The organism is Hydrogenophaga sp. FG152 (assembly GCF_057809615.1).
In genome coordinates this window covers 190379-206100 of sequence record NZ_JBMDKH010000007.1, presented here as the reverse complement: position 1 = coordinate 206100, position 15722 = coordinate 190379, and the positions used below count along the sequence as shown (strand labels likewise).

Genomic DNA, 15722 nt, shown 5'->3' with positions numbered 1-15722 from the left:
CGCCCATGCTGCTCTCCGGCCTGGAGCCGCTGCGCATCGAGCCGGGCAGCCTGTTTGTCAACGTCGGCGAGCGCACGAACGTCACCGGCTCCAAGGCCTTCGCCCGCATGATCCTGGAAGGGCGCTTCGAGGACGCCCTGGCCGTGGCGCGCCAGCAGGTCGAGAACGGCGCCCAGATCATCGACGTCAACATGGACGAGGCCATGCTCGACAGCAAGGCCGCCATGGTGCGTTTCCTCAACCTGATCGCCGGCGAGCCCGACATCGCGCGCGTGCCGGTGATGGTGGACTCCTCCAAGTGGGAGGTGATCGAGGCCGGCCTGCGCTGCGTGCAGGGCAAGGGCGTCGTCAACTCCATCTCGATGAAGGAAGGCCTGGACGAGTTCAAGCGCCAGGCGCGCCTGGTCAAGCGCTACGGCGCGGCCGCCGTGGTGATGGCCTTCGACGAAAAGGGCCAGGCCGACACCTACGAGCGCAAGGTCGAGATCTGCGAGCGCGCCTACCGCGTGCTGGTGGACGAAGTGGGCTTCCCGCCCGAAGACATCATCTTCGACCCCAACATCTTCGCCATCGCCACCGGCATCGAGGAACACAACAACTACGCGGTGGACTTCATCAACGCCACGCGCTGGATCAAGCAGCACCTGCCGGGCGCCAAGGTCAGCGGCGGCGTGTCCAACGTGTCGTTCAGCTTCCGCGGCAACGATCCGGTGCGCGAGGCCATCCACACGGTGTTCCTGTACCACGCGATCCAGGCGGGCATGGACATGGGCATCGTCAACGCCGGCATGGTGGGCGTGTACGACGAGCTGGAGCCCGAGCTGCGCGAGCGCGTGGAAGACGTGGTGCTCAACCGCCGGCCCGACGCGGGTGAACGCCTGGTGGAAGTGGCCGAGAGCGCCAAGGGCTCGGCCAAGGACGACAGCAAGAAGAACGAATGGCGCGCGCTGCCGATCCGCGAGCGGCTGAGCCACGCGCTGGTGCGCGGCATCAACGACTTCATCACCGAAGACACCGAGGAGATGTGGCGCGAGATCGAGGCCGGCGGTGGCCGCCCGCTCAATGTGATCGAAGGCCCGCTGATGGACGGCATGAACGTGGTCGGCGACCTGTTCGGCCAGGGCAAGATGTTCCTCCCGCAGGTGGTCAAGAGCGCGCGCGTGATGAAGCAGGCCGTGGCGCACCTGCTGCCCTACATCGAAGCCGAGAAGCAGGCCCTGCAGGCGGCCGGCGGCGACGTGAAGCCCAAGGGCAAGATCGTGATCGCCACCGTCAAGGGCGACGTGCACGACATCGGCAAGAACATCGTCACCGTCGTGCTCCAGTGCAACAACTACGAGGTCGTGAACATGGGCGTGATGGTGCCCTGCCACGAGATCCTGGCCATGGCCAAGGCCGAGGGCGCCGACATCGTGGGCCTCTCGGGCCTGATCACGCCCAGCCTGGAAGAGATGCAGTACGTGGCCGGCGAAATGCAGAAGGACGAGCACTTCCGCGGCAAGGGCATCCCGCTGCTGATCGGTGGCGCCACCACCAGCCGCGTGCACACCGCGGTGAAGATCGCGCCGCACTACGACGGCCCGGTGGTCTACGTGCCCGACGCCTCGCGCAGCGTGAGCGTGGCGCAGGGCCTGCTGTCCGACCAGGCTGCGGCCTACATCGCCGAGGTCAATGCCGACTACGAGCGCGTGCGCCACCAGCACGCCAACAAGAAGCAGGTGCCGCTGTGGCCGCTGGCGCGCGCGCGCCTGAACAAGACGCCGATCGACTGGAAGGCCTACACGCCGCAGAAGCCCAAGTTCATCGGCAAGCGCGTGTTCAAGAACTTCGACCTGCACGAGATCGCCAAGTACATCGACTGGGCCCCGTTCTTCCAGACCTGGGACCTCGCCGGCCCCTTCCCCGAGATCCTGAAGGACGAGGTGGTGGGCGAAGAGGCGCGGCGCGTGTTCAGCGACGGCAAGCGCATGCTGCAGCGCCTCATTGAAGGCCGCTGGCTCAGCGCCAGCGCGGTGGTGGGCCTGTACCCGGCCAACAGCGTGCACGACGACGACATCGAGCTCTACACCGACGAGAGCCGCACCAGCGTGGCCCTGACCTGGCACGGCCTGCGCCAACAGGCCGAGAAGCACGAGATCGACGGTGTGATGCGCCCCAGCCGCTGCCTGGCCGACTTCGTCGCGCCCCGGGGCGAAGCCAACGACTACGTGGGCATGTTCGCCGTGACCGCCGGCCTGGGTGTGGAGAAGAAGGAAAAGCAGTTCCTCGACGACCTCGACGACTACTCCGCCATCATGCTCAAGGCCCTGGCCGACCGCATGGCCGAGGCGCTGGCCGAGTGCATGCACCACCGCGTGCGCACCGACCTCTGGGGCTACGCGGCCGACGAGGCGCTGAGCAACGAAGAGCTGATCAAGGAAAAGTACCAGGGCATCCGGCCGGCACCGGGTTACCCCGCCTGCCCGGACCACTCCGTCAAGCGCGCGATGTTCGACGTGCTGCAGTGCGAGGACATCGGCATGGGCCTGACCGAGAGCCTGGCCATGACCCCGGCGGCCAGCGTGAGCGGCTTCTACCTCGCCCACCCGCAGAGCACCTACTTCAACGTCGGCAAGATCGGCGACGACCAGGTGGACGACCTGGCCGAGCGCAGCGCCGTGGCGCGCAACGAGCTGCAGCGCTGGCTCGCGCCGAACCTGTGAGGACGCAGAACGATGACGTCGAAGAACCCACGCCCCAACGACGACCTGCTTTGGAAAGGCGTGTTGCTCGCCGCCATTGGCCTGATCGTGCTGATCGCGCCCCACCGCCTCCAGTCGCCGGCGCTGCGGGACATCGTCGCGGGCTCGGCGGGCCTGGGCTGGCTGGCGCTGGTCCTGGGCGCCGGGTGCCTGGCGGTGTGGGGATGGCGCGGGTACAGACACTGGAAGCGCCAGTAGGTCACCGACCCTGTCACCGGGCGCCATGGCGGCGCGTGCCGGGAACCTCCTCATGCGGCGGCGGCTCTGCCTACCGTACATCCCCTTTTTGATGTTGGCTTCTTAAAACCTTTTCACCATGAACCTGCTCAACAACCTCTTCAACCACCCCCGGCTCGGCGTCATCCTGTTGCGCTGGACGCTCGCGCTCCTGATGGTGCTGCACGGCTGGGCCAAGATCACCGGCGGCGTGGGCGGCATCGAAGGCATGCTGGTCGCCAAGGGCCTGCCCGGCTTCCTGGCCTATGGCGTGTACCTGGGCGAGTTCGTGGCGCCGCTGTTCCTGCTCGCGGGCGTGTGGGTGGTGCCGGCGGCCCTGGTCATCGCGATCAACATGGCCTTCGCCGTGGGCCTGGCGCACATGGGCCACTGGTTCGATCTCACCAACACCGGCGGCTGGCGCCTGGAGCTGCAGGCCTTCTTCTTCGTGACCGCGCTGGTCGTGGCGTTCACGCACCGCATCGGACCTAACAAGTGATCTGAGGGGCGCTCCGACCTGAGACGGCCTGGAGCTGGGTCTTCTGCTGGGTGTTGAACTGCCGAATAAGCTCTTGGGCAATCTGCAGCAGCGCGCCCTCTGCATCCGCGTGCGTGTGCAGCGTGCCGTCCTTGCTCGCCGCCAGCAGGGCTCTGGACAAGGCCGCGGCACAGAGCACCCGCATGGCTCTGGGCTGGTCGCTGCGCATGAACGCAATGACCAGCACGGCGGTCGTGAGAACCAGGCCCTTGAGGCGCCCATTCAACAATCCCGGCATGCGGTCGCACGAGAACTTGACCGCATGCCGGGCGAGGGTCGCCGGAGGACCCAGATCGATGCCCAGGCGTTGGCACAGTTCAAACAGCGCTTGAATGCTCGCTTCGGCCTTGCGCTTTCGGCGCATGGTCAGCACACCTGAAAAGAAGTCCATACGCATCTCCGCAACGTTGGCACGACAGTATGCACGTTTCAATGTGGCTTCAAGGCGGCTGACTCCAACGCGTCGCGGCCAGAAACTTGGGCGATGTCTCGTTCATCGGCCTGCGTTTCGCCATCCCCGTTTCGGCCCGCAGGCCCGGGAACCCTGGTTCCCAGGCCGTTGCATCGAGCGATCAGACGTTCATGATCGCCACGGCGCGCGAGTTCAGGTAGGCCTCCATGGCCTCCGGGCCACCTTCGGAGCCGTAGCCCGAATCCTTGATGCCGCCGAAGGGCATTTCCGCCGAGGGCATCGCGGGCATGTTGACCCACAGCATGCCCACCTCCACCCGGCGCGCGAGCAGGTCGGCATTTTTCAGCGAGCGCGTGAAGGCGTAGCCGGCCAGGCCGTAGGGCAGGCGGTTGGCTTCGGCGATGGCTTCGTCCAGCGTGTTGAAGCTGCGCACGGCGGCCATGGGGCCGAAGGGCTCGTCGTTGAACACACGGGCTTCGAGCGGCACGTCGGTGAGGATGGTGGGCCGCCAGAAGTTGCCCTCGTCGCCGATGCGTTCGCCACCGGTGGCCAGCGTGGCGCCGCGGTCCACGGCGTCCTTGGTGAACTCGGCCATGGCCGTGACGCGGCGCGGGTTGGCCAGCGGGCCCATCTGCGTGCCCTCGGCCGAGCCGTCGCCCACGGCGAGGCCGGCCGCGTGCTTGACCAGCGCGGCCGAGAACTCCCTGGCGATGCTCTCGTGCACCAGGAAACGCGTGGGCGAGATGCAGACCTGGCCTGCGTTGCGGAACTTGGCACCGCCCGCGGTCTTCACGGCCAGGGCCACGTCGGCGTCTTCCGCCACGATCACCGGCGCGTGCCCGCCCAGCTCCATGGTCACGCGCTTCATGTGCTGGCCGGCCATGGCCGCGAGCTGCTTGCCCACCGGCGTGGAGCCGGTGAAGGTGATCTTGCGGATGACCGGGTGCGCGATCAGGTAGCTGGAGATCTCGGACGGCGTGCCGTAGACCAGGCCGAGCACACCCGCCGGCAGGCCGGCGTCGGCGAAGGCGCGCACCAGCTCGGCCGGCGCGGCCGGGGTTTCTTCGGGCGCCTTGACGATCATGGAGCAGCCCGTGGCCAGCGCCGCCGCGAGCTTGCGCACGACCTGGTTGATGGGGAAGTTCCAGGGCGTGAAGGCGGCCACCGGGCCCACCGGGTCCTTGAGCACCATCTGGCGCAGGGCCAGGTTGCCGCGCGAGGGCACGATGCGGCCGTAGACGCGCAGGCCTTCGTCGGCGAACCATTCGAGGATGTCGGCGGCGGCCATGGCCTCGCCCTTGGCTTCGGCCAGCGGCTTGCCCTGCTCCTGCGTGAGCAGGCGGGCGATGGCGCCTGCGCGCTCGCGCATCAGGCCGGCGGCCGCGCGCATCACCTTGGCACGCTCGATGGCCGGCGTGTCGCGCCAGGTCTCGAAGCCCTTCTGTGCGGCGGCCAGGGCCAGGTCCAGATCGGCCTGGCGCGCGTGCGCCACGCGCCCGATTTCCTTGCCGGTCGCCGGGTTGAACACGGCCAGCGTCTCGCCCGCTTGGGCATCGCGCCATTGGCCTTGGATGAAGAGTTGGGTGTTGGGGTACGTCAAGGAAGTCTCCTGAAGCGGTGAAGACGGGGAGGGGAAAGGCGGAACCTTAACAGCAGTCGAATGGTCGCGCGGGCACGGTGGCATGCGGGAAATCTCGAGCCTCATCGCGTGCGCTTGTCCGCGATAATTCCAGGGCCGCTTCCTGCGGTGATCACGACATGACACTTCAGCAGCTGCGAACCTTTCTGGCCATTGTCGAGTTTGGCAGTTTTCGCAGAGCCGCGCGAGAGCTCGACGTGTCCCAGGCGGGCTTGACCACCAGCATCCAGGCGCTTGAGAACGAGCTGAAGCTGAGGCTGATCGTGCGATCGACCCATGGGATCACCTTGACGGCGGAGGGCCGGCAGATCTACGAGCGCGCGCAGATCGTCGATCGCGAGTCGCGCCAGATCCTCAGCGATGCCGATCGCCTGCGGGGCAAGAGTGGCGGTCACCTCAGCATTGGCCTGGGCCCCACGCCGACCGCGACCCTGCTGCACCACGTGGTGCCGGATTTCCACAAGCGTTTTCCCGACGTGCGGCTGAACCTGACCAGCGGGGTGTACGAGCACCTGGAGTCCGCGTTGCAACAGGGCAAGGTGGAGCTCGCGATCACGGCGGTGCCTGGCGAAGGCGTGTCACCGAACCTGACGAGCGTGGAGCTGTTCCGCAGCGATCTGGCCGTGATCGCCCGGGAAGACCACCCCCTGGCGGGCGCCGACTCCATCCGCGAGCTGCTCGAGACCGAATGGGTGCTGCTGGGCTCGCCGGGCGGCCCGGGTGGCACGGTGACGCAGTACCACATCGAGCACGGGTTGCCGGCGCCCCTCATCGCGGCCACGTGCGAGTCCCTGACCCAGCTGGCGGCCCTGGTGCGCGGCACGGACTGGATGGCCGTCATCCCGGCCGTGATGATCGACCGCGGTCTCATGGGCGACGGGCTCGCGACCCTCCAGCTGCAGGAGGCGGTGCCGCGCTATGTCAACAGCGTGGTCTACCGCCGCGAGCCCCCGCTCTCGCCAGCGGCCCAGGCCTTCGTCGCCATGTGCCGCTCGTGCGCGCGCGCGCTGGCCCTGGGCGTCAGGCCCTGAGCCTTCCCGCCCGGGTCAGAAGACGTGGCGCATGCCGATCTGGACCCCTCGGACGTCGGCGCCCGCAGCCGGGCTGCCGCCCGCGTCGGCGCGGCTGGGCCACAGACCGAACGCGGCCGCGCCGTCGTTGCGCTGGTGGGCGACGCTCACGTACACCGAGGTGCGCCGGGACAGGGGTTGCAGGTACTGCACCGCCCACAGGCGCGCGTCCGAGCCGGCGGCGTCGTCGACGTTGCGCACCTGGTAGGTGGCGTTGATTTCGCCCGGCCCCACCGGCACCTTGACGCCGACGGAGCCGCCGCGCATGCCGAACGATCGATCGACATCGGACTTGGTGAGGTAGCCGTACAGCTTTGCCACCCGGAAGTCGTAGCTCGCGCCCAGGCTGACCGTGTCGGTGGAGACCGAGGCCCGTCCGGGCTGGCCCGCCGAAGCGCCGGTGGTGTTCAGGCGGTCGTAGACGGCGCCGACGTACAGCGCGCCCTGGGCGTACTCCAGGGCATAGCTGGCGGGATGGCCAAAAGGTGAGGCGTCCTCGTTGGTCGCCACCATCACGCGGCCCACGAAGCCGCCGACGGTGGGCGAGGTGTACTGGATCGCGTTGTTGTATTGAACCGGATAGCCCAGGTTGCCCGCCGCACCCCCGCGCTGGAACAGCGTCTGCATGGCACCCATGCTCGAGCGCTGGAACGGGTCGATGCGCAGCGACATCGCGATGCTGGGCGTGAACTGGCTGCCCAGGGCGAGGCTGCCCAGCGTGGCATGGCGCAGGCCCACCACGGTTTCGCGGTTGAAGGCCTGCGTGGGGCTGGACAAGGTGCCGGTGTCGGCGTTGAAGCCCTGCTCCAGCTTGAAGAAGGCCTGGTGCCCGCCCCCCAGGTCCTCCGTGCCGCGCAGGCCCCAGCGCGAGGTGTCGCTGGACAGCAGCGTGTGGCTGCGGGGGGCCGCCACGGCCGTGCCGGACATGCGCACGGCATTGACGGACGCGTCCAGGCGCCCATACAGCTGGACCGATGACGTGCCGCCCGGGGCCTGGGCGAACGCGAGGGGCGGCACGAGCAGGCACGCGCCGATCACACCATTCTTCATGTTGTCTCCTTCTGTGGGAAGCGCTCGGGGCGAGCGCGGATGGCAGCGCCTCGCGGCGCCGCCGGTTACAGATCCAGCACGACCTCCGCATCCGCCTCGGCGGCGCGGGAGCAGCACAGCACCATCCTGGTTTTCCGTTGTTCCTTGCTCAGCACGAAGTCGCGGTGGTCCACCTCGCCTTCGACATAGGGAACGGCGCACACACCGCACAGGCCGTCGCTGCACTTGACGTCCACCTGCAGCCCGCAGGCGGCGAGCGCCTGAACCGCCGATTGCTCGGCGGTCACGGGAATGGTCCTGGCGGAGCGCGCCAGGCGCAGCACGAAGGGGTGGCGCTCGCGCGCGGGGGCCTCGGGGACCGAGAAGTACTCCCGGTGCAGGCTCTCCTCGGGCCAGCCGAACGCGCTGGCGGTGTCGAACACCGCGTCCATGAAGGCCGAGGGGCCGCAGGTGTACAGGTGGCTGTCCGGCACCGGATCGCGCAGGACGTCCGCGATGTCGAGCCGGCGTTCATCGCTGAAGTGGAAGTGCACCTTGTGGGCCCAGGGCATGGCCTCAAGTTCCGGAATGAACGCGGCCTGGGCCCGTGTCCTGGACTTGTAGTAGAGGTCGAAGTCGGCGCCCATCGCGTGCAGCTCGTGCGCCATCGCGATCAGCGGGGTGACGCCGATGCCGCCGGCCATGAGCACGTGCCGCCGGGCCGACGGCACGATGGGGAAGTGGTTGCGGGGCCGCGAGATCACCACCGGCGTGTCCTGCCGCAGCATCTGGTGGATCTTGAGAGAGCCCCCCCGGCCCTGGTCCTCGCGCAGGATGCCCAGCAGGTAGTGCCCGCGCTCGGCGGGGTTGCCCGCCAGGCTGAACTGCCGGATGTACTCCGGCGTGACCGTGACGTCGACGTGGGCGCCGGCCGCCCAGGCGGGCAGGGGCTGGCCGTCTTTCGACACGATCTCGAACAGGTCGATCTTGCCGTCGGCCGAGCTCTGCCAGCGGCGGCCGATGCGCGCGACGATCACGGGCGGCGCCTCGACCAGCGGGCGCAGGGGTGGAACGAGGTTGTCGGTGTCGCCGTCCTTGACGCGCTGCTGGTGCTGCTGAGGGCTGAGCAGCTGCCGGTACGCCTCGATGCCGGCCTCGCGGTCCAGGGGACTGGGCATCGGCAGGGGCAGGGGGGCCAGCGGCGCGGGGTAGGCCGCCAGTGTCTGGTCTTCGTGTTTCAACCGGATGTGCTTGTTCAGGCCGCGCGTGTTGACCTCCTGGGCCTGCACGATCCGCCCGGTGCCATCGTTCGTGATGTCCCACCACCACTTTTTCCTGGCGTTGATGCCGCCCCGTCCGAGGGCGTCGTCCAGCCGCGCGAGCCATTGGGCCGCGACCGGCATGTGGATGGCCGCCCACCGGAAGGGCTTCTCCTGCACCAGCCCGGGCAGGTTCCAGGGGCAGGCCTTCATGCAGCGGCCGCACATGGCGCCGCCCAGGTTGGTCATCCGGTAGCGCGTGCATTTCTCGACATCGGCTTTCCAGATCTCGTAGCCGTTGAACATCACCTTCGGACCCGCCGAGATCGCGCCCGATGGGCACTCGCGCGCGCACTTGTTGCAGGAGTCGCAGAAGTTCTGCAGGCCGAAGTCGATGGGTTTGTCGGGCTGGACCGGAAAGTCCGTGGTCATGACGCCGGTCTTGCTGCGCGGACCCAGGAACGGGTTGAGGATCGTCTCGCCGATCCGGCTGACCTCGCCCAGGCCGGCCAGCAGCACCAGCGGGGTCTGGATGACGTCGCTGTCGGCCGCCGAATGGGCCGTGGCGCTGAAGCCGAGGTTGCGCAGGTGGTCACCGAGGACCCCGCACACCAGGCCCGCGCGCATGTAGGTGCGCATCGATTGGGCGCTGGAGATCCAGTCGTCGCCCGAGGCGCCTTCCATGGTTTCGTAGCCCTGGTCGATCATCACGGTGGCCGCGAAGGGGTGGGCCACCGGCATTTCGGTGCCGTCCTGCCGGTGCGAGTACCAGACCCACGCCGGCGCGCGGGAAAGGCCGGCCAGGTCGGCGCCGAGGAAATGCAGCGTCGCCTTCACCAGGTCCGCGTTGTGCGCCGGATCGTTGTAGGGGGCCTGCTCGGCCGCGGGCTCGCCCCGCTGCAGCACCGAGTACACGTTCAGCGCCAGGCGCAGCGCCGCGGCCAGGGGCGCCTTGGCGACCGAATAACCGTCCTTGGACATGTCCTGCGTGGTCTTGCCCAGGTCGCCGAACGCGGCCCGCAGGAAGAACTCGCTGCTCTTGGGCACGCGCGGAATGCGGGCTTCGTCGATGTAGGTGGTGGTCTCGTCGACCCGCTTGAGCGTCTCGACCGGGTAGCGGCTGTCGCGGTAGTGGCGGCCCTGGAAGTCGATCGCGTTGGAGGCGTTCTTCGGGCTCGCCGAGCCGATCCACCAGCTCGGGCCCTGGGCGTGGAAGCGTTCGGCAAGCGACGGTGGCGCCAGGGCCTGGTCGGGCTCGAGCGCCAGGTTCGTGGTGACCACGGCCAGGCCGAAACGGTCGCCGATGAAGGGGTTGACGACGGTGTCGCCTTCCAGCCGCGCCAGCCCGCTGGACACCGCCAGGCGCAGGAGGTTCACGTTGGTGGTGGTGGCGGTGTGGCTGCGCGCCTCGTAGCCGAGGATGCGCAGGTAGTTGGCCAGGACCGCCGCCGTCTCGGCCGCGCGCAGCGCGGCGCGCCAGGCCTGCATGCCGACGATCCAGTCCGAACCAGGTTCTTCCTTCGAAGGGTCGCGAGGGTGCTCCACCATCAGGACCAGCGCGTGCGTGTGCCGCTCGATGCCCGACTCGCACAAGGCCATCGAACGCTTCATCTGGCGCAGCACGGCGTTGGGGTTGAAACGCAGCCGCAGCTTGGTTTCCGATTGCTCGTAGGTCGCGGTGCGGAAGTCCGGGTGTTCCACCGGTTGCGCCAGCAGATCGCCCGCGCCCAGACGGCACACGCCCGCGATCGAGGTGTCCAGAAAGTAGGCGGCGGACTTGAGGTGTTCGGCCCGCTCGCGGGGGCTCGACGGGATCTCCGCCTCGGCCGGGTTGCGGTCGCCTTCGCGCACCTGGTCGAGCGCGCACATGAAGCGGCTGATGGAGGACGCGAGCGTGGAACGGGGCCCGGGTTCGCGGGGCGGGCGCAGCACGCCGGTCTCGCGAATGCGGTCCAGGTCGGGCGCGGCGGCCCGGCGGCTGAGCCGTTCGCTGGGGTAGGCGCCCAGGTGCACGGGCCGTTCGTCGTGGGAGAAGAGGCGCATGGCGTTTACTCTTTGATGCCGCGGGCTTTGACGATGGCGCCGTAGCGCTCGCTGTCGCGCCGGATCTGCGCCCCGAAGTCCGCGGGGCTCATGGGCGTGGCTTCCGCGCCCAGGGCGCGGATCTGTTGCGCCACCGCGGCCGAGGCCAGCAGCTTGTTGATCTCGGCGTTCATCCGGGCCACGATCGCCGCGGAGGTGCCGGCGGGGGCGTAGACGCCGTGCGTGGTGCCCGCGTCGAAGCCCGCCAGGCCCTGCTCCTGGATGGTGGGCGTGGCCGGGAACAGCGGTGAGCGTTTGGTGGTGCCGACCGCCAGCAGGTGAAGCCGGCCCGCGCGGATGTGTTCGAGCGCGATGCCGGGGTCGAAGGCGAACTGCACGACACCGCCCAGCAGGTCCTGCAGCGCGGGCGACGAGCCCCGGTAGGGCACGTGCTCGGCCCGGATGCCGGCCTGCTCCTTGAGCATCTCGGCCGCCACGTGCGGCGCGCTGCCATTGCCCGGGGTCGCATAGGACAGCTTGCCGGGGTGGGCCTTGGCGTAGGCCAGAAAGCCCTGGAAATCGTTGAAGCCCAGGCGCGCATCCGACACCAGGAACAGTTCGATCCGGGCCGCCGCGGCCACCGGCATCAGGTCCTTGTCCGGCTGGATCGGCAGGCGCGGCAGGGTGTGCACGGAGATCGACATCGCGCTGCCGGAGGTCACCAGGAAGGTGTAGCCGTCGTTGGGCGCGCGCGCGACGGCCTCGGCGGCGATCATGCCGGTCACGCCCGACTTGTTCTCCACCACCACGGGTTGGCGCAGCGCCTCCGTCAGCCCCGGCACCAGGGCCCGCGCGATCACATCCGGGGAACTGCCGGGCGGAAAGCCGACGATCAGGCGGATCGGTTTGCCCGGCCAGTCGGCGGGCGTGTTGGCGCTGGCGGAATGGGCGCCCGGGAGCAGCGCGGCGCAGACCGCCAGGCGGCCGATCCAGGTCGAGAGTCGAGAGCGGTGTGGCCGTGGGGATGTCGTTGTCATGTGGTCTCCTGGTGGGGTGAGGGGGCGCGATCCGATGCGTTGCCGGATCGTCAGGCGGTGGTGTGAAGCGGGGGGTCCACGTCCTCGAGCACGAGCAGTCCGTAGGCCGTGTTCGACGCGGGGACGTGATAGAAGCGGTGCACCACGTCGACCTCGGCTTGAAGGGCCCCGCGCATGACGAGCCACATCACGCACTCCAGCCCTTCCGAGCCGGCTTCGCGCAGGAGTTCGAGGTGGTCCTTCTGAGCGACCTGCTCGGGCGCGGCGACAAAATCGTCGAGCCAGGCGTTGTCGAATTCGGCGTTGATCAGGCCGGCCCGCTCGCCCTGCAACTGGTGCGAGAGGCCGCCGGTGCCGATCACGGCCACCCGCACGTCGGCGGGGTAGGCCTCGATGGCTTTGCGGATCGCCTGGCCCAGCTTCAGGCAGCGCCGGCCCGTGGGGGGCGGGTACTGGATGACGTTCACGCACAGCGGGATCACCTGGCAGGGCCAGGACGTCGGCTGGCCGAACAGCACGGAGAGCGGTACCGTCAGGCCATGGTCCACCGTCATCTCGGCAACGACCGTGATGTCGAATTCGTCCAGGATCAGCGATTCGGCCAGGTGCCAGGACAGTTCGGGCGCACCCTGGACCACCGGCACCGGACGGGGGCCGTAGCCCTCGTCGTGCGGCTGGTAGCGCTCGGCCACCCCCAGCGCGAACGTGGGCGTGAGCGCCAGGGAAAAGCAGGACGCGTGGTCGTTGTAGACGACGATGCAGACGTCCGGCTTGGTGCGCGCGATCCAGTCCTTGGCCGCCTGCATGCCGTCGAACACCGGCTTCCAGTACGGCTCCTGCGTCCTGCCGCCATCGACCGCGGCGCCGATCGCCGGCACGTGCGAGGTGCCCACGCCGCCAATCACCTTAGCCATGGGCCGCCTCCCGGTTCTGTTGCCGGCTGCGAAGGCCCGCGACCGCGCGGCCGCCGCCCACCATCATTCGCCGGAAGTCCTCGACCGTCGTCGGCGTGGCCGACATGGCGGCCCCGACGTGCTGCATGCTCAGGCCGTCGAAGATGGCCAGCTTGAAGGTGTAGTAGATGTTGCCGCCCAGGCGCAGCAGGGCCAGCCAGTCGCGCTGGAGCACGGCCTCGCGCTGGGCCTGCGTCATCGGGTAGCGGGCCAGGCAGCCCTGCGGGTCGGCGCGGAAGGCGTCGCGCTGGTCCGCGATGTCCAGCGATTTGCAGAACATGTTGAGCCCGTAGCCCATGCGCTGGTGGGTGCCGTCGAACACGTAGGTGCCCGGGATGTCGTGGTAGTCGCGTGTCTGGGGTGTCATCAGGTGTTTTCCAAAGCTAGGCCGGCGTACTGTTCGGCGAGGGCCACTTGCGCGCTGGGAGAGGACTTCAGGAAGTCCAGCTCATACTCCTGCGCGCGCTGGTCGAAGGCGGTCGATGAGGGGAAGCGGTGCAGCAGGTTGGTCAGGTACCAGGACGTGCGCACGGAGTGCCACACGCGCCGCAGCGCCGTCTCGCTGTAGCTGGCCAGCAGGTCCGCGCTGCCCGTGCGGTAGCGGTGATCGAGCGCGCGGCTCAGGTAGTGCACGTCCGAGAAGGCGAGGTTGAGGCCCTTGGCGCCCGTGGGCGGCACGATGTGCGCCGCGTCGCCGGCGAGGAAGAGCCGCCCGTAGCTCATGGGTTCGGCCACGTAGCTGCGCAGCGGCGCGATGGACTTCTCGATCGAAGGCCCCTCCACGATCGAGGCGGCCATGCGGGCCGGAAAACGCGCCTTGAGCTCGGACCAGAAGCGCGCGTCCGGCCAGTCCTCGATGTGGGTGTCCAGCGGCACCTGGATGTAGTAGCGGCTCAGCGTCGGGCTGCGCATGGACGCGAGCGCGAAACCGCGCGGGTGGTTGGCGTACACGATGTCCGGCAAGGGTGGTTGCGGCGTGAGGATGCCCAGCCAGCCGAACGGGTAGACCTTCTCGAACTCCTTCAGCACGTCGGCCGGGATCGCGCGGCGGGACACGCCATGGAAACCATCGCAGCCGGCGATGTAGTCGCACTCGACGGTGACGCGGCGGCCATCGAGCTCCAGGCTGACGCTGGGCGCATCGGTGTCGACACCGTGCAGCGCGACCTGGGCCGCGTTGAAGATCACGTGGGCGTTGCGCCGGTCGGCCGCTTCGAACAGGTCTTCCTGGATGCTGGTCTGGCCGTAGGCGACGAAGCGCTTGCCCACGTGCTTGTGCACGTCGATGAAGAACTCGCTGCGACCGGCCCACACGATCTTCATGCCGTCGTGCTCATGGCCTTCCTGGTCCATGCGCGCCGAGAGGCCGTACTGGCGCAGCATGTCCACGGTGGTCTGCTCCAGCACGCCGGCGCGGATGCGCGCCTGGACGTAGTCGCGGCTCTGGCGTTCCACGACGACGCTGTCGATGCCGTGGTGGTGAAGGATTTCCGAAAGCAGCATGCCCGCCGGGCCTGCCCCGACGATGGCGACTTGGGTTTTCATGGTGATGTGCAAAAAGGCGCTGGTTGAGTGGGGCGGATCGTAGGAAGACCCCCCGCCCGCAACAAGTCAGCGCGGCGCTATAGCGATCGCTTCGAGCGATCACCTGAAACGCGCACGCGGAACCACAATGCCGGCATGAGCAGAAGCAGAGCGGCCGTGCGGGCCATGAAGCAACAGGCCGCGTGCGCCGGGGCGAGTCCACAGCGCGCGCAGGAGGCCCTGATGGCGCTGCTGGAGCGCAGCATCCGCTTTCGCCATCGAAGGCTGGCGGTGTTGCGCCTGTGCGATGCCATGGAGTCCGGTGCGCCGGTGCCGGAGGCGCAGTGGCGCTACTGCCTCGAGGCCATGCCGTCGGACGACCTCGCGTTGCGGGCGCGGCTGGAACGGGCCGCGCGCCGAAACGCGTCGGTGCCGGGCGACGCGGTCAGCCGGCGCTCTTGAGCACCCGCCGGTACTGCACCGCCTCCGCCACGTGCGCGGTGCCCACCGCGTCCGCGCCCGACAGGTCGGCGATGGTGCGCGCCACGCGCAGGGCGCGGTGTGTGCTGCGCGCGCTCCAGCCCAGGCGCGCGGCGGCGGTGTGCAGGAACTTCAGCGCGGCCGGTTCGGCGTTCACGTGCGCGTCCAGCGCCTGCCCGGCCAGGGTCTGGTTGGTGCTGCCCTGGCGGGTCTGGGCGCGCTGGCGCGCGAAGTGCACGCGCTCGCGCACGGCGGCACTGGGCTCGCCGGCCGCGCCGTGCAGCAGGTCGTCCGGCGCCAGCGCGGGCACCTCCACATGCAGGTCGATGCGGTCGAGCAGCGGGCCGCTGAGCTTGCCCTGGTAGCGCGCGATCTGGTCGGGTGTGTCGCGGCAGGCGCGCGTGGGGTGGCCCAGAAAACCGCAAGGGCAGGGGTTCATCGCGCCGATGAGCTGGAAGCGCGCCGGGAATTCGCTCTGCATGGCCGCGCGCGAGATGCGGATGTGGCCGCTCTCCAGCGGCTCGCGCAGGGCCTCCAGCGCCGAGCGCGGGAATTCCGGCAGTTTGCTCTTACGCACACTTGGTTGTCAGTTCGAGGGTTTCCAAGCCAACTGACTCACAGGGCTTTCTTCATGCAGTTTTCAAAGACGATTGGTAGGGCAAGCCCGCAAAGCGGGCGCGTCAGGGAGTCCGCCTTGGGGGCGCGGGGGTACGGATTTTGTGGATAACCTGTGAAAAAACTGTTCCTATCCTGTGGGTAATTAACGCTGCCGTGTCACGGCGGGCTTTATGCCCTCGATAAA

At 68.8% G+C, this 15722-nt stretch carries 13 protein-coding genes and 1 pseudogene; 5 read left to right on the top strand and 9 right to left on the bottom strand.

Features of this window, described 5'->3' with window-relative positions; translation table 11 throughout:
* Window positions 1-5: 5 nt before the first annotated feature.
* The 3 genes from metH (at window position 6) to ACODTB_RS10950 (ending at window position 3456) form a co-directional block, all read left to right on the top strand.
* On the top strand, window positions 6-2702 hold the full coding sequence (metH, locus tag ACODTB_RS10960) for a methionine synthase (RefSeq protein WP_291120123.1): 2697 nt from the start codon (window positions 6-8) through the stop codon (window positions 2700-2702).
* A 12-nt stretch (window positions 2703-2714) separates the two neighbouring features.
* Window positions 2715-2939 (top strand): hypothetical protein, encoded by a 225-nt coding sequence (locus ACODTB_RS10955; RefSeq protein WP_291120089.1) that lies wholly within the window; start codon window positions 2715-2717, stop codon window positions 2937-2939.
* A gap of 118 nt (window positions 2940-3057) precedes the next feature.
* Window positions 3058-3456 (top strand): DoxX family protein, encoded by a 399-nt coding sequence (locus ACODTB_RS10950; protein WP_291120091.1) that lies wholly within the window; start codon window positions 3058-3060, stop codon window positions 3454-3456.
* Here the strand turns inward: ACODTB_RS10950 and ACODTB_RS10945 are convergent.
* Window positions 3446-3886 (bottom strand): hypothetical protein, encoded by a 441-nt coding sequence (locus ACODTB_RS10945; protein ID WP_291120093.1) that lies wholly within the window; start codon window positions 3884-3886, stop codon window positions 3446-3448. The genes ACODTB_RS10950 and ACODTB_RS10945 overlap by 11 nt on opposite strands.
* Before the next feature lie 181 nt (window positions 3887-4067).
* Window positions 4068-5507, bottom strand: coding sequence for an NAD-dependent succinate-semialdehyde dehydrogenase (locus ACODTB_RS10940; RefSeq protein WP_291120095.1), 1440 nt, complete (start codon window positions 5505-5507; stop codon window positions 4068-4070).
* 158 nt (window positions 5508-5665) lie between these two features.
* Here ACODTB_RS10940 and ACODTB_RS10935 point away from each other — a divergent pair, with 158 nt between their 5' ends.
* Entirely contained in the window at window positions 5666-6577 is a 912-nt protein-coding gene (locus ACODTB_RS10935; RefSeq protein ID WP_291120097.1) for a LysR family transcriptional regulator, read from the top strand.
* A 15-nt stretch (window positions 6578-6592) separates the two neighbouring features.
* On the opposite strand, the gene ACODTB_RS10930 is transcribed toward ACODTB_RS10935, so the two are convergent.
* The 6 genes from ACODTB_RS10930 to pobA all read right to left on the bottom strand — a co-directional run bounded on the left by ACODTB_RS10930 (window position 6593) and on the right by pobA (window position 14461).
* Window positions 6593-7666, bottom strand: coding sequence for a porin (locus tag ACODTB_RS10930; RefSeq protein WP_291120100.1), 1074 nt, complete (start codon window positions 7664-7666; stop codon window positions 6593-6595).
* Window positions 7667-7731: 65 nt separating this feature from the next.
* On the bottom strand, window positions 7732-10947 hold the full coding sequence (locus ACODTB_RS10925; RefSeq protein WP_291120103.1) for a 4Fe-4S dicluster domain-containing protein: 3216 nt from the start codon (window positions 10945-10947) through the stop codon (window positions 7732-7734).
* Window positions 10948-10952: 5 nt separating this feature from the next.
* Complete coding sequence (locus ACODTB_RS10920) at window positions 10953-11963, bottom strand: Bug family tripartite tricarboxylate transporter substrate binding protein (protein WP_291120106.1); 1011 nt, start codon at window positions 11961-11963, stop codon at window positions 10953-10955.
* A 50-nt stretch (window positions 11964-12013) separates the two neighbouring features.
* Window positions 12014-12877, bottom strand: a complete 864-nt coding sequence (locus tag ACODTB_RS10915) for a class III extradiol dioxygenase subunit beta (RefSeq protein ID WP_291120109.1) — start codon at window positions 12875-12877, stop codon at window positions 12014-12016.
* Window positions 12870-13283: a protocatechuate 4,5-dioxygenase subunit alpha gene (gene ligA, locus ACODTB_RS10910; protein WP_291120112.1), complete on the bottom strand. Its 414-nt coding sequence runs from the start codon at window positions 13281-13283 to the stop codon at window positions 12870-12872. The genes ACODTB_RS10915 and ligA overlap by 8 nt, the downstream gene beginning before the upstream one ends.
* Entirely contained in the window at window positions 13283-14461 is a 1179-nt protein-coding gene (gene pobA / locus ACODTB_RS10905) for a 4-hydroxybenzoate 3-monooxygenase (RefSeq protein ID WP_291120115.1), read from the bottom strand. The genes ligA and pobA overlap by 1 nt, the downstream gene beginning before the upstream one ends.
* A gap of 135 nt (window positions 14462-14596) precedes the next feature.
* Between pobA and ACODTB_RS10900 the strand changes: the two genes are divergently transcribed.
* Window positions 14597-14902, top strand: coding sequence for a hypothetical protein (locus ACODTB_RS10900; protein WP_291120118.1), 306 nt, complete (start codon window positions 14597-14599; stop codon window positions 14900-14902).
* On the opposite strand, the pseudogene ACODTB_RS10895 reads toward ACODTB_RS10900, so the two are convergent.
* Window positions 14886-15485, bottom strand: a pseudogene (locus tag ACODTB_RS10895) (ATP-binding protein); the annotation flags it as partial. The gene ACODTB_RS10900 and the pseudogene ACODTB_RS10895 sit on opposite strands and share 17 nt — an antisense overlap.
* Window positions 15486-15722 lie beyond the last annotated feature (237 nt).

What these genes read in the sequence shown, in the direction of transcription:
- metH (WP_291120123.1), top strand. Translation starts at nt 6, where the DNA reads ATGCTGCTCTCCGGCCTGGAGCCGCTGCGCATCGAGCCGGGCAGCCTG.
- ACODTB_RS10955 (WP_291120089.1), top strand. Translation starts at nt 2,715, where the DNA reads ATGACGTCGAAGAACCCACGCCCCAACGACGACCTGCTTTGGAAAGGC.
- ACODTB_RS10950 (WP_291120091.1), top strand. Translation starts at nt 3,058, where the DNA reads ATGAACCTGCTCAACAACCTCTTCAACCACCCCCGGCTCGGCGTCATC.
- ACODTB_RS10945 (WP_291120093.1), bottom strand. Translation starts at nt 3,886, where the DNA reads ATGGACTTCTTTTCAGGTGTGCTGACCATGCGCCGAAAGCGCAAGGCC.
- ACODTB_RS10935 (WP_291120097.1), top strand. Translation starts at nt 5,666, where the DNA reads ATGACACTTCAGCAGCTGCGAACCTTTCTGGCCATTGTCGAGTTTGGC.
- ACODTB_RS10930 (WP_291120100.1), bottom strand. Translation starts at nt 7,666, where the DNA reads ATGAAGAATGGTGTGATCGGCGCGTGCCTGCTCGTGCCGCCCCTCGCG.
- ACODTB_RS10925 (WP_291120103.1), bottom strand. Translation starts at nt 10,947, where the DNA reads ATGCGCCTCTTCTCCCACGACGAACGGCCCGTGCACCTGGGCGCCTAC.
- ACODTB_RS10920 (WP_291120106.1), bottom strand. Translation starts at nt 11,963, where the DNA reads ATGACAACGACATCCCCACGGCCACACCGCTCTCGACTCTCGACCTGG.
- ACODTB_RS10915 (WP_291120109.1), bottom strand. Translation starts at nt 12,877, where the DNA reads ATGGCTAAGGTGATTGGCGGCGTGGGCACCTCGCACGTGCCGGCGATC.
- ligA (WP_291120112.1), bottom strand. Translation starts at nt 13,283, where the DNA reads ATGACACCCCAGACACGCGACTACCACGACATCCCGGGCACCTACGTG.
- pobA (WP_291120115.1), bottom strand. Translation starts at nt 14,461, where the DNA reads ATGAAAACCCAAGTCGCCATCGTCGGGGCAGGCCCGGCGGGCATGCTG.
- ACODTB_RS10900 (WP_291120118.1), top strand. Translation starts at nt 14,597, where the DNA reads ATGAGCAGAAGCAGAGCGGCCGTGCGGGCCATGAAGCAACAGGCCGCG.